We start from the raw sequence: 25,757 nt of genomic DNA, 5'->3' as shown, positions 1-25,757 counted from the left end.
GGCGGGCCCCTTCGTGGCCGTCAGGGCTTGTCTTTCCCCTGAATGGGCTGGCGTCATGGGCTCCTCCCCCTGCGCGGACGGGTGCACATGGCGAACGAGCAGCGGCGTCTGAACGTGGAGAGCAGTCCCCGCGCGGCCCTGGCCCTGGTGCTGGCCGTCCTGCTTCCGCTCGCCGCGGCCCGCGCGCAGGTGCCCACCACGACGCCCAGCCTGCGGAACCTGCCGGACGCGCCCCTGGCCACCCCCGACGCGGGCCTGGTGCCCACCGAGGTGGAGCTACAGGGCGCGCAGCCGGGCTTCGAGGCGCCCACGCTGGTGGAGGACGCGCCCGCGCGCTACCCCGAGGCCCTCGCCGCCCAGCCGGTAGCGGGCACGGTGCGGCTGGAGCTGCTGGTGGACGAGGAGGGCGCGGTGGCCGAGGTCCGCCTCCTCGAGGGCCCGCACCCGCTGCTGGACGAGGCCGCCCTGCACGCCGCGCCGGGCCTGCGCTTCACCCCCGCGAAGGTGGACGGCGCGCCGGTGCCGGTGCGGCTGCACTTCGAGTACCGCTTCGAGGCTCCCCAGCAGGTGGCCGAGGCCGGCACGCCCCAGGCGCCCGTCACGCTGCGCGGCCTCATCCGCGCCAAGGGCAATCGCAAGCCTCTGGTGGGCGCGGTGCTGGTGTCGGACGCGGCGCGGGACGTGCCGGTGGAGACGGGGCCGGACGGGCGCTTCGAGGCACGGCTGCCCCCGGGCACCCAGTGGGTACGCGTCAACGCTCCCGGCCACAAGCCCGGCGTCTTCCGCGAGGAGGTGCGTCAGGGCGAGGCGCTCGAGGTGGTGTACGGCCTGGAGCCGCTGGTGGTGAACCCCTACGAGACGGTGGTGCGCGGAGACCGCGAACGCACCGAGGTGTCCCGCGTCACGCTGCACGACGCCGAGCTGCGGGAAATCCCCGGCACCATGGGAGACCCCTTCCGGGTGATGATGCTGATGCCGGGCGTAGGCAGCATGCTCTCGGGCATCTCCTACCCGGTGGTGCGCGGCAGCCAGCCGGCCGCTACCGGCTACTTCCTCGACGGCATCCGCGTCCCCATCCTCTTCCACCTCTTCCTCGGGCCGGCCGTCATCCACCCGGACTTCATCGACTCCATCGACTTCTTCCCGGGCAACCCGTCCCCCCAGTACGGACGGCTCACCGGCGGCGCGGTGGAGGGCAGGCTGACGCGCCCGCGCGATGACCGGCTCCACGGCAGCGCCTACGCGGACCTCATCAACGCGGGCCTCTTCCTCGAGTACCCCTTCCAGTCCACCGGCACCCACGTCTCGGTGGCGGGCCGCGTCTCGTACACGCCGTGGCTGATTGCCCTGGCGGCCAACGCCATGAAGCCGCCCGGCGGCAACGACTCGAAGCTGGTGCTGGACTTCTACGACTACCAGGCGCGCGTCGAGCAGTCGCTGGGGCAGGGCCGCTTGCGCCTCTTCGCCTTCGGCTCCTCGGACACCTTCGGCACCCAGGCGACGAGCGACGTGGGCACCACCGCGCTGCAGTCCATCCTCTTCCACCGGGTGGACCTGCGCTACCGCCACCCGGTGGGCGGCGGCGAGCTGGAGACGGGCTTCACCTGGGGGTTTGACCGCTTCGCCATCGGCAGTGACAACGAGACGTATGGCGGCACCACGCTCGACGTGGACCAGCGCGACCTCACCGCGCGCCTGGGGTACGAGCGCAAGTTCGGCGAGGCCTTCTCCCTGCGCAGCGGCCTGGACGTGGACAACAAGCGCGCGCTCGTCGCCATCCACCAGCGCACCCGCCTGCCCACGGGCGGCCCCATCCAGGAGACGGACGTGGAGATGCCGGTGGCGATCGCCACCTTCAGCGGCCTCTGGGCGGAGCTGCAGTGGGAGGAGAAGGGCTCGCCGTGGACGGTGGTGCCCGGCCTGCGCGTGGACAACTACCACCTGGCCGGCGGCATCAATCACATCGCCGTGGAGCCGCGCCTCACCGCCCGCCGGAGGTTCGGCGAGCAGCTCACCCTCAAGGGGGGCGTGGGCCTCTACCACCAGCCGCCCACCACGCTCATCAGCCTGCCCATCATCGACATCGCCGCCCTGGACCAGGGCCTGCAGCAGGCGCTGCAGGTGTCCGCGGGCGTGGAGTACAAGGGCCTGTGGGGCTTCGACGTGAGCCTGGATGGGTACGTCAACCCGATGTTGCGCACGGTGGAGCTGACGCCCTTCGGCAACGAGGAGGCGCCCATCCAGACGCCGGACCTGCCCGATGGGATTGGAGACCCGAGGGACCCGGTGCCGCCCTCGCCCGGCCCGGGACCTCGGCGCATCACGCGGGGCATGGCGCAGGAGCAGGTGCCCTCCCTGCCCGGCATCGAGCTGCCGGACGTGAGCAGCCGTGGCCTGTCGTACGGGTTGGAGCTGCTCATCCGCCGCCCGCTGGGGGGCAACTGGTTCGGCTGGCTGTCCTACTCGCTGCAGCGCAGCACGCGCCGCGTGCGCTTCACCCGCTTCAACGACCAGGACGTGCCGGTGGGCCAGGACGAGGCGGACCTGCCCTACGTCTTCGACCAGACGCACGTGGCCAACCTGGTGCTCAGCTACAAGTTCGCGAACAACGTCACGCTGGGCGGCGTGCTGCACTTCAACACCGGCCGCCCCGAGTCGGGCAACCTCACCAGCCGCACGATGACGCAGGGCCAGGACGAGTCCGGCCAGCCGCGCTGGGTCCGCGTGGACCGGGACAAGGTGGACCGGCTGCCGCCCTTCTTCCGCTTCGACCTGCGCCTGTCCAAGGCCTGGGCCTACGACACCTTCACGCTCGAGGCCTACCTGGACATGCTCAACGTCACCATCAGCCAGGAGGTGGTGGCCTTCGACTACCTCGGGGGCGTGAACCTGCCCCTGGAGAAGCGCCCCTCGGGCGTGCCCATCGTGCTGCCCATCCTCGGCCTCAAGGGCCGCTACTGAGTCAGCACGTCATCCACATACCGTCGGGGGCGGCATGCACTTCGAGCAGGTACTCGAAGCGCGGTACGAGCGCGCGCCATCCCTCGTGCTCCCCGGCCTCTGCCGGAAGGTCGAAGCGCGCTTGTACACTGAACGCCCGGCTCGAAATACGGGCGATCCGACTGGCGTGGTGTCTTGCGGCTTCGGCTCTAGCTTCGCGTCTGGCTTCACGCCTCGTGGGAAAATAGTTGACGGATGAAGCCCTCGATTTGCGCGGGGGCGCGTGCGTCAGCAGGATGCGCGCCCTCTCAAGGGAGCTTCCCGCCATGAATTGGAACGGCCTCACCCGAGCGGCCCTGCTTGGCAGCCTCCTCTCGCTCGCCGGTTGCCCGAAGCCGGGCAACACGGATTCCCCCGACGCCTCCACTCCGGAGGACTCCACCGGCTACGAGTGGGACGGCGGCTACGTCCCGCTCGAGGAGGCCGGCAACTGGCCCGATCCCGTGCCCGAGCGGTACTCGCCCTGCGGCTTCGCCACCAGCAACGCGGGCGGCTGCGACTTCGACACCTTCGACCTCTCGGCGTGCGACCAGAACAGCCTCGCGAACGCGGGCACCGACGGCCCCTACGTGCTGAGCACGCGCCAGGAGGACGCGAACGGCGCCTTCCTCTACAGGACCGTCGGCGCCCTCGCGCTCAGCAACGACGGGGGCACCTCGTACCTGGACGGCAGGGCCGCCACCGAGTCGCGCCAGGGCAACGCCCGGCTGTTCTCCACCGTCACCACGCTGGCGGATGGCGGCACGCGCAAGTTCGCGGCCGTCACCTGCGAGGCCCCCCAGGCCCCCGGGTTCACCGGCTGCTATGCCTTCTGCCGTAACGGTCGGCTCCTCTCGCGCGCCACCTTCAAGTCCGAGCGCCTGACGCGGCGCGCGGGGGAAGCAGAGGCCTCGGGCCTGGAGCTCGTCTCGGAGAGCCACGTGGACATCGGCATGCCGGCGGACGTCTACGTCACCCAGGGCCACGCCTACGTGGTGTCGGTCAACCATGTGACGAGAACGGGAGGCCTCACCGTCTTCGATGTGAGCAACAAGGCCGCGCCCGTGAAGGTGAAGACGGTGGAGATGGCGGGCGACTCCTATTGGAACGGCGTGTGGGCCAAGGGCAACGCGCTCTACGTCGCGAGCAACGACAAGGGCGTGCTCGTCTTCGACATCAGCAGCCCGGCCAATCCCCAGTTGGTGAAGTCCCTGCCCGCGAGCACCCGCATCAACACCCATACCCTCTTCGTGGACGGCAACCGCCTCTACGCCACGCTCGCCACGGGTGTGGCCCTCTTCGACATCACCTCGCCCCTCAACCCGCTCGAGCTCAACCGCTACGCGCCCTACGACACCCTCCCGCACGACATGTTCGCCGTGGGCGACAGGCTCTACGTCAACTACTCGGACCAGGGCTACGTCGTCGTCGACGTGAGCAATCCGAACGACCTCCAGACGCTCGGCCGCTACGACTACCCCGACCAGTACAGCCACGCGAGCGCGGTGGGCACCTTCGCCGGCCGCACCATTGCCTTCATGGGCGGAGAGGGCCCCGGCGAGCACCTGCGCGTGCTCGACGTCACCGACCCCGCGAATATCGTCAAGATTGGCGAGTTCCAGCTCCGCCCCAACCTCTCCATCCACAACATGCTGCTGGTGGGCAAGAAGCTCTACGTCGCCTGGTACCAGGAGGGCGTGCGCGTGCTGGACGTGTCCAATCCCACGAAGCCCACCGAGGTGGCGTACTTCAACACCTGGCGCGAGAGCGACCCGCACGAGGCGGACTACTTCGAGGGTGCCATGGGCATCCGCCTCCCGGGCGATGGCTTCATCTACACGGTGGACACCGTGCGCGGGCTGCTCATCCTGCGCGAGAAGTGAGCGGGCGCGCGGGACTCACGCGCTCTGCTGACGGCCTTCAAGGGCACACCCGGCGCCTGCCGCCACACCGTACGCAGGCCAAGCCCGTCCAGTCGCGGCATCCGCTCCTTCTAGCCACACCCCGCGCTGCGCGAGTGCGACGGGCCGCCCCGCGTCCGAGAGCCGCCACGCCAAGCGCAACCCGGGCACTGCCTGCTCCATCCCTTCAACGGCCGCGAGCGGGCGCCCGTCGTCTCTGGTGAGCGCTGGAGCGAAAACGTGAAGATACAACTCGGCTCGAGCAGTCATCATTCGCACCCTGTGACGACGATATCAAAGCTGTCGTCTTCCTTCAGCAGCGCCGCCTTGTGGGCTTCGCTGATCACCCCGACTTTGAAGGCGTACCCACAGGCCAGCGCGATGTCCCGGTACACATTGAACTCTTCAATCTCCTTCTCGACCGTGATCTTCTTCAAGAAGTCGCTGTACTCGTCGAAGTACTCGAGTCACTGAACCTCACCCGCTCGTGGGCGAGCGCGTAGAAGCACCGCTCCACCAACTCGGCCCATGGCTGGCCCGCCTCCTCGACGACGCACTGGCCCCCGTCCGTCCAGGGCAGCTTCGCCGCGCGCCGGAGGTTGGTGACCACCAGGTCCTGGCGCAGCACCTCGGCCGCCGCCTGGGCACCACCCCCACGGCGCCAGCTTCGCCTGCCGGTGAGAGTCCCTCCCATGGGGTAGCTCGTCGCGCACGCCAACTGCAGCCCGAGAACCACCAGCACCCAGGCACGCGAGACAAGCAGCCTCCCACGGGCTTCTCGTGAGCCCTGGGACACCGGGAACCCTGGCCGCTCGCGTCCGTGAGCGGCTTGACCTGGTTGGGCTGCATGTGCCCCCAGTGTGCCCCTCCAGCGGGGAATCATGACGGATGCTTGGCGCAGCGCCACCACACACCCCATCAAGGCCACGCAGCGCAGCACCCGTGAACAACGCATCACGTAGCACCTCGGAGGGCTCCTGCCTGGAGGGCCGCAATGGCGCCAGGGTCCGGCATTGCGTCGAGGGTGGAGCCAGTCACGAGACAGCTCACTGCATCGCGGTATGGAGCAGCGGCCCGACGAGCAGACCCTTGGCGGGCTGGGGCTCGCCGAGGCCCCAGTCCTGAGCGGACTTGCTGTAGGGGTAGATGAGAAACACCGCGGAGGCGCGGGTCTCGACCTGAATGCCGAGGCCGGATGGGCCGCCCTCGGACTCCAGCGTGGTGACGACGGCGAGCGCCCCCACGTCGGCCGAGGCGCGGCCCCGCGCGAGGTGCGCCACGGTGGCATCGAGCAGCTCGTCCGAGGAGGCCTGTGGCCGCTGGTCCCTTGGAAAGAACGTCCTGGGGTTGTCGCCAGCCGGGTCGAGCGTCAGGCCGAAGGGGGGCACGGAGCCCTGCCGACGCAGCACGAGCAGGCCCATCTCCCGAGCGAGATGCAGCGTCTTGGCGCGCAGCTCCTCGTCTCCCATGCGCGGAGAGTCACCCGGCGGCGTGGAGACCTCGCGCGGCGCGGGGAGGGGGCGGCTTCCGGCGAGGGCTTCTTGCAGGCGATAGGCGCGAGGGCCAGGCAGAGCAGGGCGGCCGCCCGGCCTAGCTGACGGGAGGCGGGCGTGGCGCGTGGAGCCCACCGCTCCGGCACGCGCGGGTTTCAGCGGGCCTCTCGGAATGGGCGCGGTGGAGGCGGTCATGGGCGCATTGGAGCTTCGGGATACCCGTGAGCCTCCTGCTGGATATTGCCGCCAGGTCATGGCCGACACCGGGAGGGTCATGGCATACTTCCCCACCGCACCGTCCTCCGGGGCCTTTCAGCGCCCTGACGAGTGGAGGTGAGGCGGGGGGATTGCATGACTTCATCCAGGGTTCCAGGGCCCGAGCTCGCGTGGCAGCTCCACGCCGAGTGTCCGGATCCGTGCGTCCTCTTCCAGGCCGTGCGGGATGAGGCCGGTGCGCTGCTCGACTTCCAGTGGACGGCCCTCAATCCGGCCGCCGAGGCGCTGGTGCACGGCCTGGGCCTGGGCCCCGCGCTGTCGGCGTGGCGCGGCGGGCTGAAGGGCCTGCCGGAGCGCGGCGCCCTGGGCAGGCTGGTGGACACGGGCGCGCCGCTGTCCTTCGAGGTGCAGGGTCGCGTGGACGGGGCGGAGCGCTGGTACCGGGCCCGGGTACTGCGGCGCGGCGATGGGTTCTCGCTGTGGCTCTCCGACATCACCGACGTCTCGGTGGAGCGGCGCGCGCTGCGCGAGGAGCTGGAGCAGGAGCGGGCCGCGCGCGCCCGGGAGGAGCACCTGCGGCTGGCGCTGGAGACGGCGCAGATGGTGACGTGGGAGTGGTCCGAGGCGCGGCTCACCCTCGTCTGGTCCCACAACGCGGAGGCCTTCTTCGGCCATCCACCGGGAGGGCCGGGCGACACCATGGAGGGCTTCCTGGAGCGGGTGAACCCCAGCGAGCGGACGCGGGTGGCCGAGGCCTTCCTGCAGGGGTTGTGCGCGGAGGGCCCCTACACCTTCCAGTTCCGCGGGCCCTGCGCGGACGGCACCGAGCGCTGTTTCGAGGTGGTGGGGCAGACGTTCCGCGAGGAGGGCCGGCCCACGCGGATGCTGGGCGTGGTGATGGACTGCACCGGGCGCGAGCGGGCGCAAGCCGCGCTGCGCGAGGCAGAGGAGCGCTACCGGCTCGTCTCCTGGGCCACCAATGACGTGGTCTGGGATTGGAACCCCTCGGGCGAGCACATCCACTGGGGCGAGTCCTGCCTCACGGTGCTCGGCTACGCGTCCGAGGAGATGGGCGGCATCTCTTGGTGGGAGCAGCAGCTCCACCCCGACGACCGGGAGCTGGTGCTGAGCAGCCTCGGGCACGTGTTGCAGTCGGGCGGGGAGTCGTGGGCGGCCGAGTACCGCTTCCGGCGCAAGGATGGCATGTACGTGCACGTGCTGGACCGGGGGCTGGTGACCCGGGACGCCCAGGGGCGCACGCTGCGGATGATCGGCTCGATGATGGACATCACCGAGCGCAAACGCGCGGTGGAGCGGATGCAGGAGGAGGCGCAGTTCCGCGAGCGCTTCATCGGCATCCTGGGCCATGACCTGCGCAACCCGCTCAACGCCATCACGCTGTCGGCGCGGCAGTTGCGGCGGCGCGGCGCGATGTCCCCGGTGCAGCAGCAGCTGGCGCAGCGCATTGAAACGAGCGCGGCGCGCATGGGGAACATGATCTCCGACATCCTGGACCTGACGCGGGCGCGGCTGTCGGGAGGCATTCCGCTGCACCTGTCCCCCACGAGCCTGCCCGCGGTGTGCCGGCAGGTGGTGGAGGAGCTGACGGTGGCGCACCCGGGGCGCGAGATTCTCGTGCAGGCCGAGGGCGGCGGCGAGGGCATCTGGGACCCGGAGCGGCTGGCCCAGGTGGTGAGCAACCTGGTGAGCAACGCGCTGGAGCACGGCGAGCGCGAGGGGCCCGTCTTCGTGCGCTGCCGGGACGAGGCCGAGCGGCAGGTGCTGGAGATCTCCAACCCGGGCGAGCCCATTCCGAGCCACCTGCTGACGACGCTCTTCGATCCGTTCCGTCAGGTGGGGGCGGCGCGGAGCGGGCGGGGCAGCGGGCTGGGGCTGGGGTTGTTCATCGTGCGCGAGCTCGTCGAGGCCCACGGGGGCCAGGTGACGGTGCGCTCCACGGAGCACGAGGGCACGACGTTCACGGTGGTGCTGCCCCGGGACGCGCGGGGGGCGGCCCGGGACGTCGGTGGCGCGCTCCCGGAGGAGGCGCACACCGGCTGAGCCTCACCGGCCGAGGCTCAGATGTGGGCGCTGGCCGTCTCGGCGTGGCGCAGGGTGAAGAAGGCCACCTCGGGGTAGGTGCCCCGGCGCAGGTAGGGCCCGCCGAAGCCGAAACCCAGCCCCATGTTCACGTACAGCTGGTTGCCGCGCACGTGGTAGTGGCCCTGGATGTAGGGCTGGCCGGCGCGGCGGAAGATGGCCTCGGTGAGGCCGCGCACCACGAACTGGCCGCCGTGCGTGTGCCCGGAGAACTGCACCAGGTTGCCGTTGGGCGGCAGCTTGTCGATGGTGGGCGGCGCGTGCGTGAGCACCAGACGCGTGCCCGACTCGGGCGCGCCGTGGAACGTGCGCTCCACGTCGTCGCGGTGCGTGCGCCCATCGTCGATGCCCAGCACCGTCAGCGGCGCCCCGCGCAGGTGCATCACCCGGTGCTCGTTCTGCAGCACCGTGTAGCCCAGGCGCTCGAAGCCCGCGCGCAGGTAGTGCGCGTCCACCCAGTGGTCATGGTTGCCCAGCACCGCGAAGACGGGGCTGGAGAAGCCGGACAGCAGCTCGATGACGCGCGGCAGCGGCTTGGGGCTGTGCGTGACGTAGTCGCCCGTGAGGAACACCAGGTCCGGGTTGCGCGCGTTCACCTCGGCCACCGCCCGGCGGATGCGCACCGCCGACGTCGCCTGGCCCACGTGGATGTCCGACAGGTGCGCGATGCGCAGCCCATCGTGCTCCCGGTGCATGCCCGGCACGTGCAGCACGTTCTCCGACAGGGTGAAGTGATCTCTCCAGCGCAGCCGCGCCTCCGGCCGCAACGGGTCCGGCCCGATGGCCTTGAGCTCGTTCCGCTTCATGTGGTTCCGGTGCGACCCGGGAACGGGGGCGGACAGTGCCTCGGCGGTCTGGGGGGCGGAACGGCGGCGGGCGAGTCTCAAGGCCATGAGTTTCCTTCCGTCGGCGGGGGACGGCTCGAATTGTAGAGGACACCGGCCACGGACGACGAGGCCGGGCCTCGGGTTCGCCTGCCCGGTCTCCAGCCGGTGTCAGCGGGCGGAAGGTAAAGCCCGGGACACCCCCAAAAATTCCGGGCCGCCGGACTCACGCCCGGCGGCCCGGTGACGAAGGGAGCCTCAGTGGCCCCGGATGACCGTGAGTCCCGCGTTGGTGAGCACGTAGAGCATGGCCGGCTTCACGGTGGGGTCATAGAGCAGCTGCCGCACCACCGTGCCATCCACGCCCCCCACGTGCACCGGCGCCTGCTGCCCGTCCAGCCGCCAGAGGCCGAAGCCCTCGGTGCCGATGAAGAGCGTGCCGTCATCGGTGGCCGCCAGCGAGGTGAGCCGGTCGGTGGGCAGCCCGGCCACCTTGGCGCCATGGGCCTCGGAGCGGCGCGCGATGGTCATCCGCCACAGCCCGTACTCCTTGCTCGCCAGGTAGTAGTGCCCGTCCTTTGTCTGTTGGATGCCGCGCCAGTAGTCCATCTCGGGCTCGGCGTTCACCTCGGGGAGGAAGGAGTTGAGCTTCTCCGGGTTGAGCGTCTGGCTCGTCCTGTCCCAGTCCGCCAGGAGCTCCGAGGGCGTCACCACGCCGATGCTCCAGTCGTTGCCGATGAGCACATCGCCGTTGGGCGCGATGCCCAGCGCGTACGTGTAGCCGGCCATCTGCGACACCCCGCCGTCCGGCTTGGGCTTGAACCACACCGGGTGCCGGTGGCTGTTGTAGACGGTGCCCTGGATGCGCGTCACGCCGTGGTTGGTGCCGATGTACACCTGACCCCGGTGCTTGCCGCGCATCACCTTGGTGCAGCTGAGCACCGAGCGGTCCTCGTCGAAGTGGTGGTCGTTCGTGTTGCGGATGCCGATGTCCTGCGGCCCGTTGCTGCGCGCCGAGCGGCTCAGGTGCGTCTCCAGCGCGACGCTGCCGTCCGCCTGCAGCCGCACCACGTCCAGGTCACCCTTCTGGTACTCCTGGTAGCGCACCGGATCGAAGCGCGTCGGGTCCGGGTCGTTGTAGCCGGGGAAGTTGGTGCCATCCGGGCTGTAGATGAAGGCGCTGTCCAGCTCATAGGTGTGGTAGCCCACGTAGGCCCGGCCCGCGCTGCCACCGCAGATGACGGTGGAGCCGAGTGCCAGCTTGTCGGGCCCGAAGCCCGGCCCCGCCTGGCCCACGCCGCTCGTCCACCGGGGCGCGGTGTCTCCGGCCCGCAGCACGCCGATGCGGTCGCCGTCGAGCAGCCAGATGTTGTACGCGTCGTCCACCGCCACGCCCCGCACGTTCCCGAGCCCGTAGCGGCTCGAGTAGTTCACCACCGGCTCGTCCGGCCAGGGCCCCGCCGTCACCACCGGCTCGGTGGGGGTGGGCTCGGTGGGCCCCGGGTCCGTGGGGGCCGGGTCCGTCGGCGTCGGCTCCGGGTTCACGGGTGGCTCGGTGACCGGGGGTGGTGCGACGACCACCGGAGGCGGCTGGTGGACCTGGGGAGGCGGATCCTCCGTCCGCGTCGGGTTCTCGTCCACGCCAGGGTTTCGCGGCTCCTCCGTCGTGCTGCCGCAGCCCCACGCCACCATCGCTCCCACTGCCCACGCCCCCAACAGTCTGCGCATGACCTCTCCCGCCTCCTCGGGCCTCGTCTCCTGACGAGTCTCGAAACACTCCGGGTAGAGCAAGCGCCGTACCCGCGAGGGTGAGGCGTCGGAGGGGAACGCGTGTGCCGCGGGCGGCGCCACGGAGGGAAGTGGAGTGCACCGCGCGCTCCCCCGCGGTGCCGGAGACGGGGAGGGGAGAGGGCGGAAAAGCACCGGGCCCGTTCCCCCGCGAGGGAAACGGGCCCGGGCTGTTACCGCCGAGGCACGGACTGGGTAGCCGGCTGCCTCTACTTGGTCATCTTCTTGGGGCTCTTGGCGTTGATCTCCACCGCGACGGGCTGCTCGCCCTCGAGCTGGAACTTCGCGCGCACCTGGGCGCCCTCGGGGATGGCCTTCAGCTCCACCTTCTTGCCATCCAGCATCACCTTCGTCTGCTTGCGCACGTCCAGGTCCGCGTTGGGCAGGCCCTGGCGCGCGAGGGTGATGCCGCCCATGGCCTCGCCCTTGAGCGTGCCGTTGACGGTGAACGCCTTGTCCGTCTTGAAGGTGCCGTCCTTCTCCGTGTCGAGGCCCACCGCGGCGCCCACGTCCTTGACCGCGCCCTTCACGGCGGGAGCCACCTCGGTGGCGTCCACGCCCGTCTTGATGCGGGCCGTGTCGTTCTTCTTCTGCTCTTGCTGGGCCTGGGTGTTCTGCGGGGCGTCCGTCTGTGCCAGGGCCGCCGTGCTCAGCGTGAGGACCAGTGCGGTAAGAAGCTTCTTCATGATGACCCCTCCGGGTGCATGTGGGATACCTGCCGCTAAAGGGTGGGGTTTCCAGGGGCCGGCGCCAACCGGACGCGCTTCCGGAGGCGGTTTGCCGTCCGGAGGGCAGGCAGGCGGGCTGGACGGGAGGGGAGCGGGGACCTAGACGCAGCGGTCGCAGAGGCCGCGCAGCTGGATGTCCACCGAGCGGGCGGCCACGGACCGGGGCGCTCCCTTGGTGGAGGAGAGCCGGACGGACTCGGCGGGCAGGCAGGCCACGGAGCCGCAGTCGGTGCAGGTGAAGTGCGGGTGCGTGCCCTGGTGGGCGAACTTCGCCTCGCGCTTGAGCTCGAAGCGCCAGACGTGGTCTCCGAGGTCCGCGCGCACCACCAGGCCGGCCTCGGTGAGGTCGGTGAGGTTGCGGTAGATGGTGACGCGGTCGTAGCCCTCCTCGCCCAGCGCCTCCACCAAATCGGCGTGGCTCAGCGGAGAGGTAGCGGACTCCAATTCGCGCAGCACCGCCACCCGGGGCGAGGTGCTGCGCAGCCCCGCGGCGCGCAAACGGTCCTGGTACTCGGTGAGCTTGGGCTGGGGTGCGTTCTTCCTGGCAGCCATCCTCTTCCGCATAACCCAACTCCTGGAAAGTTGCATCCCACTTGCTACGCAAGAGGTGGGCTCCGTGCGTTTTTAAAGGCAGTGCAGACGGTTCCGGCTGCTCAGGAGACTGCCGGGCGGCTCGTGGGCCCGCTCGTGCGTAAGGGAGAACGCGTAGAGCGCGGGGGGCTCATGCCATTGAGTTGTAGATGTAGGACGGTTGCATGGGACGGACAGTAGGAGGGGACGGTCAGGCGGGGGGCATGGCCCGCGGGGTGGAAGGGTCCGTCCGGGGCCTGTCCAAGGCCTGTCCTAAAAGCGCCGCATGGCCTAGCGTCCGGCTTGCGGGGAGGGCCCTGGACGTCGGACGCTCCAGGGCCTGGCCAGCAGGGAGGGCGGGACGTGCTACGGGTGCTCGTACTGGAGGACGATGCGGACCTGAGGAGCATCCTCTGCGAGCTGCTCTCGCTGTCCGGCGCGGAGGCGTGCGTGGGCGCCGGTTCCGTGGAGGAGCTGCAGCGCCGGCGCGTCGAGGCGCTCGGCTGCGGGCTGGCCCTGCTGGACATCAATCTCGGGGCGGGCGTGCCCAGCGGGCTGGATGCCTACCGCTGGCTGAAGGACAATGGCTTTGCCGGGCGCACCGTCTTCCTCACCGGCCACGCCCGCTCCCATCCGCTGGTGCGCGAGGCATTGGAGTTGACGCACGTCCAGGTGCTCTCCAAGCCCATCGAGTCGAAGGTCCTCCTGGCGTTGGTGAGGGACGCTGCGCATGGGACCGGAACGGCCTAGGCCGCGCATGCTCGGAGTGGTGGAGGAGGAGGTGCTGGGCCGGGGCTGGCGCGGCGCCTTCTTCGGCAACCTCCTGCTCGTCCCGACGGAGCTGGCCTACGCCTTCATCGACTACCAGGTGTTCCACGGCCCCCTGCTGCCTGTGCTGCGCGTGCTGCACGTGCTCTGGGTGCTGGGGGTGCTGGGGTTGCTGCTCGCGCGCCGGCGCACGCTCACCTCGAAGCTGATCAACGCCTGCTTCGCGGCCGGGGTGCTGCCCTTCCTGCCCATCTTCGCCGTGGCCGAGTACTCCATGACGGGCGCGGGCCTCATCTGGGTGCCCATGACGGGCCACCGGCTGGTGATGCTGGCCATTGGCGTGCTCGCCCCCACGGGTCTGTGGCTGGGAGGGGGGTTGATCGCCTCCTTCGCGCTGGAGGCGGGGGTGCTCTGGTACGCGCTGGGGCTCGGGGTGCACCCGGGGGTGCGCTCTCCGTGGGAGCCCTGGGTCACCTTCATCTATGGCGGCGTGGCGCTGGCGATGCTGGCCTACCGGGTGCGCAGCCACAACATCGAGCTGAAGCTGCGCGAGGCGCGTGCCGAGGCCGAGGCGTTGGAGCGGGTGGCCCGGCTCTTCATCGCGGTCCGCGACGCCACCAACACCCCGCTGCAGACGCTGGAGCTGTGCATCGCCGTGCTGCGCCAGCGCAGCCCCGAGAGCGAGCCCACCGTGGCCACCATGGAGCGGGCCCTGGAGCGGCTGCGTAACCTGGCCCAGCGCCTGGGCAGTGTGGACCCGTTGCTGGTGTGGCGCGAGGGCGACGAGTCCTTCGACGCCGAGGCCATGCTGCGCCTCCTGGAGGAGGATCTCGCGCGAGAGCTCGAGCGGCGGCGCCACTGAGCCGGGTCCCGCCCGTGACGTCCAGCTGACAGCCGCCTCTTGTCAACCCCGCCCGGCATCCCCAGTTTTCAGGTCGCGACCTCCACGAAAGGACATGGGATGCCGGAGAAACAGACCATCCAGCGCGCACGCCAGGCGAAGCGCACGGGCAAGAAGCCCACGACGCAGGCCAGTGAGTTCGTGCGCGAAGAGATGCACCACATGAAGGAGGGCAAGCACGGGTCCGAGTCCCGCGAGCAGGCCATCGCCATCGGCCTCTCCAAGGCGCGCCGGGCCGGAGTGGACCTGAAGCCCCCGGCGCCCGGCCAGGCCAAGCGCAAGACGCGCCAGAGCGCCCGGAGCGCGTACCGGCTCGGCCAGGAGGAGGGGCCGCTGAGCGAGAAGAAGCCCGCGCGCAAGACGGCGCGCAAGAGCACCACCGCCCGTGGCGCCAAGACGGGAGGCCGCACCGCCGCCGCGGGCCGCACCGGCCGCGCGAAGACGGCCGCGAAGAAGACCTCGCGCGGCGGCACCACCCGCCGGAGCTCCTCCTCGCGCGCGAAGAAGTAGCCGCTTTCGCGAGGGCCGCGTCGGACCGGGCCTCCTTTCCCTGGCGCGCCGGTTCTGCTTTCGTGAGGGCTTCCCGCCCTCATGGCCCGCCCTCCGCGACGCAAGACGCCTCCCACGCCACCCGTGTCTCCCGCTCCGGGCCTACCCCTGGGGGCCCGGGTGCCGGCCTGGGCGCTCGTCTTCGCCGTGGCGCTCGGGGTGCGCCTGGCGTACCTGCTCACCGCGCGAGGCCCCGCCTTCGACGCGCCGCTGATCGACGCGGATTACTACGACTACCTGGGCGCGCGGCTGGCACGGGGCGAGGGCTTCGACGCCGGCCCCTTCTGGCAGCCCCCGCTCTACCCGTTGGTGCTGGGGGGCCTCTATTGGCTGGGCGGGCATGGCCTGTGGGGCCCTCGCCTCCTCCAGGCCCTGCTCGGCGCTCTCACGGCCGCGCTCGCGTGTGGCGTGGCCCGGCGGAGCTCCGGCCGCGACGCGGTGGGGCTGGGCGCGGGCCTGCTGGTGGCGCTGCACGGTCCGCTCGTCTTCTATGACGGGGAGCTGCTGGCCACCTCCCTGGGCACCTTCCTGGGTACCGCGGCGCTCTGGCTGGCCGTCCGCGAGGCTCCCCGTCCGGGCACCGCGCTGCTGTGCGGGGTGTGCATCGGCCTGGGGGCGCTCGCGGTGGCGCCGCTGCTGCTGCTCGTGCTGCCGCTGGCCTGGGCGCTGGCGCGGGGACGTCCGCTGCGCGCCGTGCTCTGCGTGACGGCCTGTGCCGCCGTGGTGCTGTGCGCCACCGCCGCCAACCGCGTGCGCTCGGGCGAGTGGGTGCTCATCTCCGCCAACGGCGGCATCAACCTGTGGCTGGGCAACAACGCGGACGTGGACGGGGCCATGGCCATCCGCCCCGGTGCGGCCTGGGAGGCGCTCGTCGACGAGCCCGTGCGCCGCGGCTTCCACTCGCCGGCCGCACAGGACGCCTACTTCCACCGCAAGACACTGGACTGGTGCCGCTCGCGGCCGCTCGAGTGCGCGGGCAACCTGCTGTGGAAGGCCCGGTTGCTGCTGGTGGCGCGGGAGCTGCCTCGCAACGAGGACCTCTATGTCCTCCGCTCGCAGTCGCCCGTGCTGGCGGCCCTCACCGTGCGGCCCGGCGGCTTCGCGCTGCCCTATGCGCTGCTGTGGCCCCTCGCGGCGGCGGGCCTGGTGGGGCTCTGGCGCAGGTGGCGGGCGAAGGAGGACGCACGCGCGGCGCTCACCGTGGCGGGCGCCGCCCTGATGCTCGCCGCTCCATCCGTGCTCTTCTTCGTCACCGGCCGCTACCGGGCGCCCCTCGCCCCGGCGCTGTGCGTGCTCGCGGCGCTCGGGCTCCACGTGCTGGTGTCTCGTGCGTCCTCGCTCGCGGTGCCGGTGGGGGTGGCCCTGGCGGTGCTCGCGTTGTCCGTGTGGCCGGTGCGGCTGGCGGTGGACGGCGTCGATTTCGAGGCCGAGCTGCACTACGCAGTGGGAGGCCGCCATGCCCGGCTCGGCAATGACGCGGCGGCGGTGGAGGCGTGGCGGCACGCAATCCTCCGGAAGCCGGACTATCTGGAGGCGGGTTACAACCTGGGCCTCGCGCTGGAGCGGCTGGGCCGGACCGGCGAGGCCGTCCGCACCTACGAGTCGTTGCTGCGCTGGTACCCACGCGAGGCCCTGCTGCGGGAGCGGCTCGCCCTCGTCCAGGGGGGAAGCCACTAATCTGGTGCTCTTGCAGCGAAGACGAGGGTCCCTTCTGGCCGCGCGGCGTGCCAACTGGTCCGACAGTCGGACCAGTTGCTCCCGAGTGCGGCCGGAACCTCTCCCCTCCGGGTGCGCTCTTCCAAAAGGTGTCCAACTGTTGGACAAGTTCGCGACAAGCGCGACCGGGAGGTCTCCTGTTTCCGGGAAGGAGCTACTCGGGCTGGTCGAGCACCAGCTCCACCTTCGGGGAGGCGGCGTCCACCTCGGCCACGGCGTGTGACGGGGTGTCCTTCTTCGCACGCGCCCAGAGGCCGAATCGAGCCTGGGGCAGCAGGCCCGCCACCTGGAAGGCGCCCGTCTCATCCGTCTCCAGCTCATGCAGGACGCGCAGGGGCTCGAGGGCCATCACGGTGACGCGGGCATGGGGCACGCCACCCGCCGCGTCCACCACCCGGCCGGACAGGTTCGCAGTGGCCGTCACCGCCAGCCGCGCCTGCGACAGTCCCGGCCCCAGCTCCCGCACGACGGCCACCGGACGGCCGCGCACCTCGGCGAGCAGGTGGTAGTTGCCCGCGGGCATCTTCAGGGTGAAGTCCCCGCGTGCGTCCGTGGTGGCGGTGGCGAGGGGGCGCGGCTCCAGTCCACCGGAGGCGCGGAGTTGCTCCAGCATCGCCCCGGCCTCGGGACAGCTCTGGGCGAAGAGGCGGCTGTCCGCGCCCGTCGAGGGACAGGGGGACGCGGGGCCCCGGGCGGTGCGGCTGTCGAAGGCCAGCACCCGTGCGCCCGCCACCCTGAAACCGCCCTCGTCCTCCACCCAGCCCCGCAGCGAGGCGACGCCTCCGTTCGCCGGGTTCTCGGCCTGGGTCACCTGGGGCGCGGGGCGGGGCACCCTGCGGAAGCGGAGAAGCCCGAGCACCGCCAGCAGCAGGAGCAGCACCCCGCCCGCGAGCAGCCAGTACCTGCGCGGTCCGCCACCTTTGTTGTCGTGCGCGCTCATGTTCGCCGTCCCAGGGAGGTGAAAATAGCTCCGGGGCCAGGGTGTTTGGAAATCCCCGGGACGGGCTGGGTGGGGCTCGGCTGCCCGCCCGCGCATGTTCCGCTGCACCATGGTTGCTCCCCGGCCACATCCCTAGCTTGCAGGAGAAGGGGCGGAGGTGGCGCACGATGGTGTGTGAGAACTGCCGGGCCAGACCCGCGGTGGTGTTCCTCAAGCAGGAGCGGGCCGAGGGGCGCACCCTCGGCCTGTGCAACCACTGTGCGAGCGCCATGGGCATGGACGCGGAGACAGGGGCTTCCAGCTCGCTGGAGAGCCTGTTCGCGCAGATGCCGGGTTCCCGGCCGAGGCGGGAGAACATCCTCTCGCAGCTCTCGGAGATGGCGCAGCAGGTGCTGGAGCACGCGGGGCGGCTGACGCTGGAGTGGGGGTACGAGCGCATCCGCATCGAGCACCTGCTGCTGGCGCTGAGCGAGAAGGTCTCCGAGATCCGTCTGGCCCTGGAGCTCGAGGGCACGGACATGGACGAGTACGCCTACCGGCTGGCGCAGGTGATGGAGCGGCGTGAGCCGCTGCGAGCCGAGGGCGTGGGGCTGTCCTCGGGGATGAAGCGCGTGCTGCAACTGGCGAAGCTCCAGGCGGTGCAGATGGGGCACACCTTCATCGGCCCCGAGCACCTGCTGCTGGCCATCATGGCCGAGGGCGAGAGCTTCGCCGCCCAGTTCCTCTCCGACATCGACCCGGACGAGCTGCGGCAACTGCTGAAGCCTCAAGGCGCGGCGGCCACCTCCGCGAGTGGGCGGGCGGCGGAGCGGCTTCCGCCCCACCTCACCCGCTTCACGCGCGACCTCACCGCGCTGGCGGACGCGGGCGAGTTGGATCCCATCATCGGCCGCGAGAAGGAGATCCACCGCGTCATCCGCATCCTCAGCCGCAAGACGAAGAACAACCCGGTGCTCATCGGTGAGCCGGGCGTGGGCAAGACGGCCATCGCCGAGGGCCTGGCCCAGCGCATTGTCTCGGGCGAGGTGCCGGACGTGCTCCGGGACAAGAAGGTGCTCTCGCTGGACCTGGCGAGTGTCATCGGCGGCTCGAAGTTCCGCGGCGAGTTCGAGGAGCGCTTCAAGGGATTGATGGAGGAGATCCGCGCCCTCCAGGGCCAGGTCATCCTCTTCATCGACGAGGTGCACACCATCGTCGGGGCGGGCGCGGGCGAGGGCTCGATGGATGCCGCGAACATGCTCAAACCGGCCCTGGCGCGGGGCGAGCTGCAGTGCCTGGGCGCCACCACGCTCGACGAGCACCGCAAACACATCGAGAAGGACGCCGCCCTGGAACGCCGCTTCCAGCCGGTGATGGTGGCCGAGCCCACCCCCGAGCAGGCCATTGAAATCCTCCGGGGCCTGCGCGATTCGTACGAGGCGCACCACCGGGTGAAGATCACCGACGCCGCGCTCACCGCCGCGGTGGAGCTGGCCGACAAATACATCAGCGACCGCTTCCTGCCGGACAAGGCCATCGACCTGTTCGACGAGGCGGCGGCGATGGTGCGGCTGGGGGCGCACACCGAGCCGGGCCGCATGAAGGAGATGGAGGAGCGGCTGGCGCAGAAGGAGAAGGACAAGGAGGCGGCGGTGGCCGGCGAGCGCTACCAGGAGGCCTCGCGGCTGAAGGGAGAGCTCGAGGCGCTGCGCGCGGAGCTGGAGGGGCTGCGCACGCAGTGGCAACAGGCCCGGGGCGTGGCCGAGCCCACCGTCACCCCGGAGGCGATCGCCACGGTGGTGAGTGAGTGGACGGGGATTCCGGCGAAGAAGCTGCAGCAGGAGGAGTCGCAGCGGCTGCTGGAGATGGAGCAGTCGTTGCGCCAGCGCGTGGTGGGCCAGGAGGAAGCCCTGCGCGCCATCTCCGAGGCGGTGCGCCGCGCCCGCGCGGGGCTGAAGGATCCGGGCCGGCCCATCGGCTCGTTCATCTTCCTGGGGCCCACCGGGGTGGGGAAGACGGAGACGGCGCGCGCGCTCGCCGACTACCTCTTCAACGACGAGAACGCGATGCTCCGCTTCGACATGTCCGAGTACCTGGAGCGGCACACGGTGAGCCGGCTCATCGGCTCGCCCCCGGGCTACGTGGGCTACGAGGAGGCCGGCCGCCTCACCGAGGCCGTGCGGCGCAGGCCCTACTCGGTGCTGCTCTTCGATGAGATCGAGAAGGCCCACCCGGACGTCTTCAACCTGCTGCTGCAGATATTGGACGACGGGCGGCTCACCGACTCGCGCGGGCGCACGGTGGACTTCAAGAACACCGTCATCATCATGACGTCCAACCTGGGCGCCGAGCAGCTGGGCCTCAACAAGGGAGCGCTGGGGTTCCAGCGGCCCTCGGAGGGCGGCGTGAGCCTGGAGGACGAGCGCGTGGCCTCGACGGTGATGGACGCGCTGCGCCACCACTTCCGGCCAGAGTTCCTCAACCGCATCGATGAGATCATCGTCTTCCACGCGCTCGACCGGGAGCAGCTCAACCGCATCGTGGACTCGATGCTGGCGTCGACCCGGCGCAAGCTGCACGGGCAGAACGTCCTGCTGGAGGTGCGAGAGGCGGCGAAGGACGAGCTGGCGCGGCGCGGGTTCGACCCGAAGTACGGCGCCCGGCCGCTGCGGCGGGTCATCCAGCGCGAGCTGGAGACGGAGCTCAGCCGGATGCTGCTGCGAGGCGAGGTGCGCGAGGGGGACCGGGTGCTCGTGGACTTCGCGGACGGACGGTTCACCTTCGGCATCGAGGGACGGGCCGCCGGGCAGGAGGCACCGCTGCACTGAGTTCCCAATTTCCCCGCGCCCAATTTCCCCGCGCCCAATTTCCCCTCTCCCCTCGGGAGAGGGACGGGGTGAGGGTATCTCGTGGACTCGGGTTCGGATCCACCGGGGTTCAACCCGGGGTCTCCGGTACCCTCACCCTGGCCCTCTCCCGGAGGGAGAGGGAAGAGGTTGAGAGAGAGAGGGGAGGGTGGGGCTCAGGCGTGGACCTCTTCCCGCCGTCCACCGCGGGGCCGCTCGTCGCGAGGCAGGGCCTTCCTCACGGCGTCCCGCTTGCGCGCGCGCATGCTCAACCCCACCGAGATACCGATGCACGTCACGATGATGGCCACCGAGACCAGCGGGGACACGTGGACCCAGTCGGACAGAATCATCTTCAACCCGGCGAACGCGAGCACCGCCGCCAGTCCCCAGTGCAGGTAGCGCAGCTCGTGCACCGTCTTGGCCAGGGCGATGTAGAGCGCGCGCAGCCCGAGGATGGCGAACACGTTCGAGGTGTAGACCACGAAGAGGTTGTGGCTCACCGACAGCGCCGCCGGCACCGAGTCGATGGCGAAGGCCACGTCCGACAGCTCGATGGCGATCAGCGCGATGAGCAGGGGTGTCGCCTGCCGCCTGCCGTCCACGTGCTTGAAGAACTGCTTGCCCTCGTACTCCGTCGTCACCGGCAGGCGCTTCTCCAGCCAGCCCACCACCTTGTTGTCCGACTCCTCCGAGGGATGGCGGCGTGCCACGCGCCAGGCCGCGAAGAGCAGGATGGCGCCGAAGACGTAGACCACCCAGTGCCAGCGCTCGATGGCCTCCAGGCCCAGGAAGATGAACAGGCCGCGGAACACCAGCGCCCCGAAGATGCCCCAGAAGAGCACGCGCCGCTGCTTGTCCTCGGGCACGCTCAGGCTGGAGAAGATGACGAGGAAGACGAACAGGTTGTCCAGGCTGAGACTCTTCTCGATGAGGTAGGCGCCCAGGTACTCCTGCGCGGTGTGGCCTCCATGCCTCGCCCAGACGAAGAGCCCGAAGGACAGGCCCACGGCGATCCACACGCCACTCCAGAGATACGCCGCCTTCTTCGTCTCCCCGCGCTTCGTCCGGTGGGCGAGCAGGTCGACGAAGATCATCGCCAGCACGACCACCCCGAAGACGCCCCACTCCCACGGCGCGATCTGCTCCGTCATTGGCCTGCTCCCCGTGCCCCGGTGCTCGCCCGCTCGGGCCGTCCAGGAGGCAGCCCACTCATGACGCGGCGCCGCCAGGGACGGGCGAGGGCTCCGGTGGACCCAGCGGCCGCACCGGGCTCCACCGAGCAGATGAACGGATGAGCCATGCACGCCTCCCGACCACCCACGCGGGGCCGTGTAGGGAAGCTGACAATGCAGGTCCCCATCAACAACCTGCGCGCCGCCCGTTTCGTCCTCCCGTGTGCGCTTCAGCCACTCGGGAGCAGCACTCCGTGCGACGGGCGTGGCGCCTGTCTGCCCGCTCTCTCTACACTTCGGGGCTCCTCCTCCTGACCCCGGAGCGTCACATGCCGTTGAGCTCGCCTTGTGTCCGGCTCTCGTTCGCAGTGGCCCTGCTGGGGGCGGGGCTCTCCCGGGCGGAGGATGTCGCCGCCACCGTCGAGTCGGCTCACGACGTGGCGCCCCGCAACTACGGCAACCTGCGCATCGGCGCGTCCACCTCCAGCAGCCGGCCCACCCTCTGCCTGGAGCTGTCTCCGCTCGAGCGGTTCAGCGTGGAGGCCTGTGGCAACGGCTCGGGCTTCCTCCACCACGAGGACGAGCCGGAGGTGGCCCACTTCCGCGCCCACTTCATGCTCACCTCCTGGAAGACGCCCCTGGGCTGGCTCCAGCCCCGCGTCAACGCCGGGTTCGCCGAGCTGCAGCTGGGAGCGGATGGGAGCGGCTTCCACTTCGAGGGCACCGGGCCCTCGGGGGTCGAGACGGCCGGGCCCGAGGTGGGTGCTTCACTGCGGGCGCTGTTGCCCGTGAGCGCGGGCTTCGAGCTCGTCGGGGAGCTGGGCCTCGGGGCGGCGTACTTCCACCACGCGCCGCGGCTGCTGCAGCCGCAGGCCGCCTTCCAACCCACGGCCTCCTTCACGCTGGGCGTTGGGTTCTGAGCCACGAAAGCGCCCCGGACAGGGGCCTGACAGGGAGCAACCGCATGGATGCAGCCGCAACGCCGTACCAGTCGTGGTTGGAGTCCTTCACCTCCGCTCGGGGGGGCATGGCCGGCACCGTCCACATGAGGCGGGGCGACGCGCTGGAGCTGGTGGCCGCGCTCAATATTCCTCCTCCGGTGGTGGAGGCGGTGCGCGTGGTGCCCCGAGGCAAGGGCCTGGCAGGTATCGCCATGGCCTCCGGCGAGCCGGTGCAGGTGTGCAACCTCCAGACGGACGAGAGTGGCCGCGTGCAGCCCGGGGCCCGGAGCGTGCCGGTGCGCGCCTCGGTGGCGCTGCCCGTGCTCGACGCGGCCGGACAGGTGCGCGCCGTGGTGGGCATCGCCTTCCTGCACGAAGGCGAGCTCAGCGCCGAGATGACGCGCAACCTGATGGCCGCCGTGGCCGCGCTGCCGCCCGACGGCCTGTGAGCCCCTAGCGGCGCGGGCCCTCGGGCAGCGCGGGCTCGAGCGCCACCGGCTCCAGCGGCTCGGCCAGCGCCAGGCCCATCACCCGCGAGTAGAAGGACAGCTCGGCCTCCAGTGCCTTCTTGGTGTCGGTGGTGATGCGCGGGCCATACGGCTCGCCGTCCACCGGCAGCATCGCCGTCGGCACGCTGTTGGCGCGCAGCTTGCGCATCATCTCCTCCGTCTCCCGCTGCGACGTCTGGCCGTCCAGCCGCGCCTGGATGAAGAGCACCGGGCTGCGCTTGATGTTGTCCAGGTGGAAGCAGGGCGAGCGGTCCTGCAACAGCTGCTTGGACTCGGGCAGGGGGCCGAGCACCTGGTCCATGTAGTGGGCCTCGAACTTCTCCGCGTGCTCCACCAGCGTCTCCAGGTTGGAGATGGCGCAGGAACTGGTGCCGCAGCGGAGGATGTCGCGGAAGGCCAGCAGCGACAGCGTCGTATACCCGCCCGAGCCGCTGCCGCGCGCCACCAGCCGCTTGGCGTCCGCCTTGCCCTCCTGCACCAGCCGCAGCGCCGCGTTGGCGCAGTCATCCACGTCCATCACGCCCCAGTTGCCGTAGAGCGACAGGCGGTACTCGCGCCCGTAGCCCGTGCTGCCCCGGTAGTTGACGTCCACCACCGCGAAGCCCCGGCTGGTGAAGTACTGGATGGTCCAGTCCAGCTTCGTCGACGCGCAGGCCGTGGGGCCCCCGTGGTTCATGATGAGCAGCGGCGGCTTCTCGCCCGCCGGCGCGCTGTAGCCCGGGTTGGTGGGCGGGTAGTACCAGGCGTGGGCCTCGCCCAGCTCCGTGGTGGGGAAGTGCAGCGGCTCGCAGCGCGACAGGTAGGGCACCAGCTCCTCGGGCATCCGCGTGGACGCCTTGAGCACCTGCGGCTTGCCCGACTCCATGTCCAGCCGCACCACGCTCGCCGGCTGCTCCGGCCCCCCTCCCACGAAGTACGCCGTGGCGAAGCCCCCGCGCACCTGCGACACGTCCGTGAAGGGCGTGGCCAGCTCCGCGAACTGGCCCAGCACCACGTCCAGCCGCCCCAGCTTCCACTGGCCCTGCTCGTTGAAGGCGCACACCACGTGCCGCGGCGAGATGAAGGCGTAGGTGGACATGCCCAGCTGCCACTGCGCCGTGCCGAACTCCGCCTCGCGCTCCAGCACCGGCACCACGCTGCGCCCCTGCAGCCGGTAGAGGTTCCACCAGTCGTTGCGGTCGCTCACGAAGTACAGCTCGCCCTGCGGGCTCCACTCCGGCTGGAAGACGGACTCGGTGGTGCCGCCCGCCACCAGCCTCGGGTGGTGCAACACGCCCAGCTCGTCCACGTCCGCCACCCACAGCTCGCACCCGTCCCACGGCATGCAGGGGTAGTCCCACGCCAGCCACGCCATGCGCCGGCCGTTGGGGCTCAACGTGGGCGAGGAGTAGAAGTCCCGCCCCTCGGTGAGCACCGTCTGCCGCTGCCCGTCGATGTCCACCGCCACCAGCGAGGCGCGCGGCTGCCCGTCCTTCAGGTTGCGCCAGTCCTCGCGCACGCACACCACGCGGTTGCGCGTCCGGTCCATCACCAGGTCGCCGAAGCGGTGCTTGCCGCCCGTGTCCGCCGTCAGCGGCACCGGCGTGCGGCCCGGGTTCACCCGGTACAGCCGCTGGTCCACGTGCAGCCCGGTGCTCGCGTGGTTGACGAAGACCACCAGCCCCTCGGACACCGCGAAGGAGCCGCCGCCATGGCCGTACACCAGGCTTTGCGAGCTGTAGGCCACCCGGCCCTCTCCCGCCGCGGGGAGGATGTCCGTGAGCGTCCCGTCCACCGAGCGCCGGACGATGGCATGCCGTCCCCGCTCGCTCGGGCGCACCTCCACCCAGTACACGTCATCGCCATCCACGGCCACCTCGCCCAGCGACAGCGTCTGGGTGGCGATCATGTCGGCGGTGATGGGGGACTTCCATGAGCCGTAGGCAGCCTCCCGACTTGCGAGCGTCATGAGCAGGCCTTTCCTTGTGAACGCGTGAGGGAAACGGGCCTTGTTTCTACCACCCCGGCACGACGTGCTGGATCAGGGGCGGGGGGCCGATTCCGTGGGGAAGTGTCGCATTTCGCGCACCCGGCGTCGATCACCGCCCCCCTCGGGGCAGGATGCCCCGGTCAAAAACTTCCGCCCAGGCCCACCAGCGCGCCCCGCGAGGAGAAGGCCAGCACGGGCTGGAAGCGAGCGGAGGCCACGGCCGGGGCCTGGGGGCCGGAGGCCGGGGCCTGCTGGGTGAGCTCGTAGCCCACGATGGAGCCGATCAGCGAGAGGGGGATGGCGACGAGGAGCCCGGTGGAGGGGGTACCGGCGGCCACTCCCCAGAGCAGGCCCAGCGCGGCGCACGAGCCGAACCCGGCCAGCGCACCGAGCAGCCTTCCGTCCCCACCGGCCGCTTCGCCCCCCCACCAGACGCCCAGGGCGAACCCGGCGCCCGCCCCCAGCAGCAGCCCGCTGGCGGCCGGCTCCAGGCAGGAGAGAAAGCCGCTCTTGGAGCCGACGACTCCCGCCTCGCACAACGCGCCCCCGGCGAACGCGCCGGCGACGCCCCCTCCCAGGCCCGTCAGCAGGCCGGCCCCTGTCTCCGCCAGGATGCGCAGGCCGCGCGAAGGGCGGGCGTCCTCTTGCGTCCAGTCGTCCTCGCGCAGCCGGAGGGAGGCTCCCTCCTGCGTGCCGGGCTGCCCGGAGGCGGTGGGGGTCAGCGCCTCCTGGCCAGCGAGGCCCACGCCCGGGGCGAGCAGCAGGAGGAGCAGCAGGGAGAGGCTGGAAGGGGGGGACAGGAAGGCGGTCATGGCCGCGCCGCGGTGCAACGTCCGGACCGCCACCGCGCCTGTCCGGGGCCGGG

The 25,757-nt window shown here is 70.9% G+C and carries 22 protein-coding genes; 10 read left to right on the top strand and 12 right to left on the bottom strand.

The annotated features are described in order from the left end of the window. The first annotated feature begins 87 nt into the window (after positions 1-87). Positions 88-2,961, top strand: a complete 2,874-nt coding sequence (locus NR798_RS43905) for a TonB family protein (RefSeq protein ID WP_375768586.1) — start codon at positions 88-90, stop codon at positions 2,959-2,961. A 305-nt stretch (positions 2,962-3,266) separates the two neighbouring features. Beyond that, positions 3,267-4,862, top strand: a complete 1,596-nt coding sequence (locus NR798_RS43900; protein ID WP_375768585.1) for an LVIVD repeat-containing protein — start codon at positions 3,267-3,269, stop codon at positions 4,860-4,862. Positions 4,863-4,877: 15 nt separating this feature from the next. Here the strand turns inward: NR798_RS43900 and NR798_RS43895 are convergent, their stop codons facing one another. The 4 genes from NR798_RS43895 to NR798_RS43880 all read right to left on the bottom strand — a co-directional run bounded on the left by NR798_RS43895 (position 4,878) and on the right by NR798_RS43880 (position 6,349). Further along, the gene (locus NR798_RS43895) at positions 4,878-5,150 is read right to left on the bottom strand and encodes a DUF5953 family protein (protein ID WP_375768584.1); all 273 of its coding nucleotides are present in this window, start codon (positions 5,148-5,150) and stop codon (positions 4,878-4,880) included. Continuing rightward, positions 5,150-5,317, bottom strand: coding sequence for a DUF6310 domain-containing protein (locus NR798_RS43890; protein WP_375768583.1), 168 nt, complete (start codon positions 5,315-5,317; stop codon positions 5,150-5,152). Before NR798_RS43890 ends, NR798_RS43895 begins: the two co-directional genes overlap by 1 nt. Beyond that, the gene (locus NR798_RS43885) at positions 5,314-5,574 is read right to left on the bottom strand and encodes a hypothetical protein (RefSeq protein WP_375768582.1); all 261 of its coding nucleotides are present in this window, start codon (positions 5,572-5,574) and stop codon (positions 5,314-5,316) included. The genes NR798_RS43890 and NR798_RS43885 overlap by 4 nt, the downstream gene beginning before the upstream one ends. Before the next feature lie 352 nt (positions 5,575-5,926). After that, positions 5,927-6,349, bottom strand: a complete 423-nt coding sequence (locus NR798_RS43880; protein ID WP_375768581.1) for a hypothetical protein — start codon at positions 6,347-6,349, stop codon at positions 5,927-5,929. Between the two features lie 375 nt (positions 6,350-6,724). Between NR798_RS43880 and NR798_RS43875 the strand changes: the two genes are divergently transcribed. Then, positions 6,725-8,650: a PAS domain-containing protein gene (locus NR798_RS43875; RefSeq protein WP_375768580.1), complete on the top strand. Its 1,926-nt coding sequence runs from the start codon at positions 6,725-6,727 to the stop codon at positions 8,648-8,650. A 17-nt stretch (positions 8,651-8,667) separates the two neighbouring features. Here NR798_RS43875 and NR798_RS43870 read toward each other — a convergent pair whose 3' ends face one another. The 4 genes from NR798_RS43870 to NR798_RS43855 all read right to left on the bottom strand — a co-directional run bounded on the left by NR798_RS43870 (position 8,668) and on the right by NR798_RS43855 (position 12,581). Next, a complete protein-coding gene (locus tag NR798_RS43870) occupies positions 8,668-9,582 on the bottom strand; it encodes a metallophosphoesterase (protein ID WP_375768579.1) in 915 nt (304 codons plus the stop codon). A gap of 189 nt (positions 9,583-9,771) precedes the next feature. Beyond that, on the bottom strand, positions 9,772-11,241 hold the full coding sequence (locus NR798_RS43865) for a hypothetical protein (protein WP_375768578.1): 1,470 nt from the start codon (positions 11,239-11,241) through the stop codon (positions 9,772-9,774). Positions 11,242-11,510: 269 nt separating this feature from the next. Continuing rightward, positions 11,511-11,987 (bottom strand): hypothetical protein, encoded by a 477-nt coding sequence (locus NR798_RS43860; RefSeq protein WP_375768577.1) that lies wholly within the window; start codon positions 11,985-11,987, stop codon positions 11,511-11,513. Between the two features lie 141 nt (positions 11,988-12,128). After that, positions 12,129-12,581, bottom strand: a complete 453-nt coding sequence (locus NR798_RS43855; protein WP_375773918.1) for a Fur family transcriptional regulator — start codon at positions 12,579-12,581, stop codon at positions 12,129-12,131. Positions 12,582-12,962: 381 nt separating this feature from the next. Between NR798_RS43855 and NR798_RS43850 the strand changes: the two genes are divergently transcribed. From NR798_RS43850 to NR798_RS43835, 4 genes are all read left to right on the top strand, one after another. Continuing rightward, on the top strand, positions 12,963-13,349 hold the full coding sequence (locus NR798_RS43850) for a response regulator (protein ID WP_375768576.1): 387 nt from the start codon (positions 12,963-12,965) through the stop codon (positions 13,347-13,349). A gap of 7 nt (positions 13,350-13,356) precedes the next feature. Then, positions 13,357-14,229: a hypothetical protein gene (locus NR798_RS43845; RefSeq protein WP_375768575.1), complete on the top strand. Its 873-nt coding sequence runs from the start codon at positions 13,357-13,359 to the stop codon at positions 14,227-14,229. Positions 14,230-14,328: 99 nt separating this feature from the next. After that, positions 14,329-14,778 carry a DUF6496 domain-containing protein gene (locus NR798_RS43840; RefSeq protein WP_375768574.1) on the top strand — a complete coding sequence of 150 codons (450 nt, stop codon included), beginning with the start codon at positions 14,329-14,331 and terminating at the stop codon, positions 14,776-14,778. An 81-nt stretch (positions 14,779-14,859) separates the two neighbouring features. After that, entirely contained in the window at positions 14,860-16,494 is a 1,635-nt protein-coding gene (locus NR798_RS43835) for a glycosyltransferase family 39 protein (protein ID WP_375768573.1), read from the top strand. A gap of 193 nt (positions 16,495-16,687) precedes the next feature. Here NR798_RS43835 and NR798_RS43830 read toward each other — a convergent pair whose 3' ends face one another. Further along, positions 16,688-17,473 (bottom strand): carboxypeptidase-like regulatory domain-containing protein, encoded by a 786-nt coding sequence (locus NR798_RS43830; protein WP_375768572.1) that lies wholly within the window; start codon positions 17,471-17,473, stop codon positions 16,688-16,690. 167 nt (positions 17,474-17,640) lie between these two features. Here NR798_RS43830 and NR798_RS43825 point away from each other — a divergent pair, with 167 nt between their 5' ends. Then, positions 17,641-20,280: an AAA family ATPase gene (locus NR798_RS43825; protein ID WP_375768571.1), complete on the top strand. Its 2,640-nt coding sequence runs from the start codon at positions 17,641-17,643 to the stop codon at positions 20,278-20,280. A 194-nt stretch (positions 20,281-20,474) separates the two neighbouring features. On the opposite strand, the gene NR798_RS43820 is transcribed toward NR798_RS43825, so the two are convergent. Next, positions 20,475-21,452, bottom strand: a complete 978-nt coding sequence (locus tag NR798_RS43820) for a TerC/Alx family metal homeostasis membrane protein (protein ID WP_375768570.1) — start codon at positions 21,450-21,452, stop codon at positions 20,475-20,477. A 350-nt stretch (positions 21,453-21,802) separates the two neighbouring features. Here NR798_RS43820 and NR798_RS43815 point away from each other — a divergent pair, with 350 nt between their 5' ends. Together NR798_RS43815 and NR798_RS43810 are read left to right on the top strand one after the other, a co-directional pair. Further along, positions 21,803-22,393 (top strand): hypothetical protein, encoded by a 591-nt coding sequence (locus NR798_RS43815; RefSeq protein ID WP_375768569.1) that lies wholly within the window; start codon positions 21,803-21,805, stop codon positions 22,391-22,393. A 44-nt stretch (positions 22,394-22,437) separates the two neighbouring features. Further along, positions 22,438-22,863 carry a GAF domain-containing protein gene (locus tag NR798_RS43810; protein WP_375768568.1) on the top strand — a complete coding sequence of 142 codons (426 nt, stop codon included), beginning with the start codon at positions 22,438-22,440 and terminating at the stop codon, positions 22,861-22,863. Positions 22,864-22,867: 4 nt separating this feature from the next. On the opposite strand, the gene NR798_RS43805 is transcribed toward NR798_RS43810, so the two are convergent. Both NR798_RS43805 and NR798_RS43800 read right to left on the bottom strand, forming a co-directional pair. Continuing rightward, complete coding sequence (locus tag NR798_RS43805) at positions 22,868-24,871, bottom strand: S9 family peptidase (protein WP_375768567.1); 2,004 nt, start codon at positions 24,869-24,871, stop codon at positions 22,868-22,870. Between the two features lie 161 nt (positions 24,872-25,032). Beyond that, entirely contained in the window at positions 25,033-25,704 is a 672-nt protein-coding gene (locus NR798_RS43800) for a hypothetical protein (protein WP_375768566.1), read from the bottom strand. Positions 25,705-25,757: the final 53 nt, after the last annotated feature.

This window comes from Archangium gephyra, from assembly GCF_042230915.1.
GTDB lineage: Bacteria > Myxococcota > Myxococcia > Myxococcales > Myxococcaceae > Archangium > Archangium gephyra_B.
This window is presented reverse-complemented; position numbering and strand designations above follow the sequence as displayed.

Bases quoted from the DNA above. Each gene is read 5' to 3' on its own strand.
- NR798_RS43880 (WP_375768581.1), bottom strand. From the start codon at position 6,349: ATGGGAGACGAGGAGCTGCGCGCCAAGACGCTGCATCTCGCTCGGGAG.
- NR798_RS43835 (WP_375768573.1), top strand. From the start codon at position 14,860: ATGGCCCGCCCTCCGCGACGCAAGACGCCTCCCACGCCACCCGTGTCT.
- NR798_RS43845 (WP_375768575.1), top strand. From the start codon at position 13,357: ATGCTCGGAGTGGTGGAGGAGGAGGTGCTGGGCCGGGGCTGGCGCGGC.
- NR798_RS43810 (WP_375768568.1), top strand. From the start codon at position 22,438: ATGGATGCAGCCGCAACGCCGTACCAGTCGTGGTTGGAGTCCTTCACC.
- NR798_RS43870 (WP_375768579.1), bottom strand. From the start codon at position 9,582: ATGGCCTTGAGACTCGCCCGCCGCCGTTCCGCCCCCCAGACCGCCGAG.
- NR798_RS43895 (WP_375768584.1), bottom strand. From the start codon at position 5,150: ATGACTGCTCGAGCCGAGTTGTATCTTCACGTTTTCGCTCCAGCGCTC.
- NR798_RS43885 (WP_375768582.1), bottom strand. From the start codon at position 5,574: ATGGGAGGGACTCTCACCGGCAGGCGAAGCTGGCGCCGTGGGGGTGGT.
- NR798_RS43865 (WP_375768578.1), bottom strand. From the start codon at position 11,241: ATGCGCAGACTGTTGGGGGCGTGGGCAGTGGGAGCGATGGTGGCGTGG.
- NR798_RS43840 (WP_375768574.1), top strand. From the start codon at position 14,329: ATGCCGGAGAAACAGACCATCCAGCGCGCACGCCAGGCGAAGCGCACG.
- NR798_RS43805 (WP_375768567.1), bottom strand. From the start codon at position 24,871: ATGACGCTCGCAAGTCGGGAGGCTGCCTACGGCTCATGGAAGTCCCCC.
- NR798_RS43800 (WP_375768566.1), bottom strand. From the start codon at position 25,704: ATGACCGCCTTCCTGTCCCCCCCTTCCAGCCTCTCCCTGCTGCTCCTC.
- NR798_RS43855 (WP_375773918.1), bottom strand. From the start codon at position 12,581: ATGGCTGCCAGGAAGAACGCACCCCAGCCCAAGCTCACCGAGTACCAG.
- NR798_RS43900 (WP_375768585.1), top strand. From the start codon at position 3,267: ATGAATTGGAACGGCCTCACCCGAGCGGCCCTGCTTGGCAGCCTCCTC.
- NR798_RS43875 (WP_375768580.1), top strand. From the start codon at position 6,725: ATGACTTCATCCAGGGTTCCAGGGCCCGAGCTCGCGTGGCAGCTCCAC.
- NR798_RS43820 (WP_375768570.1), bottom strand. From the start codon at position 21,452: ATGACGGAGCAGATCGCGCCGTGGGAGTGGGGCGTCTTCGGGGTGGTC.
- NR798_RS43825 (WP_375768571.1), top strand. From the start codon at position 17,641: ATGGTGTGTGAGAACTGCCGGGCCAGACCCGCGGTGGTGTTCCTCAAG.
- NR798_RS43860 (WP_375768577.1), bottom strand. From the start codon at position 11,987: ATGAAGAAGCTTCTTACCGCACTGGTCCTCACGCTGAGCACGGCGGCC.
- NR798_RS43830 (WP_375768572.1), bottom strand. From the start codon at position 17,473: ATGAGCGCGCACGACAACAAAGGTGGCGGACCGCGCAGGTACTGGCTG.
- NR798_RS43815 (WP_375768569.1), top strand. From the start codon at position 21,803: ATGCCGTTGAGCTCGCCTTGTGTCCGGCTCTCGTTCGCAGTGGCCCTG.
- NR798_RS43905 (WP_375768586.1), top strand. From the start codon at position 88: ATGGCGAACGAGCAGCGGCGTCTGAACGTGGAGAGCAGTCCCCGCGCG.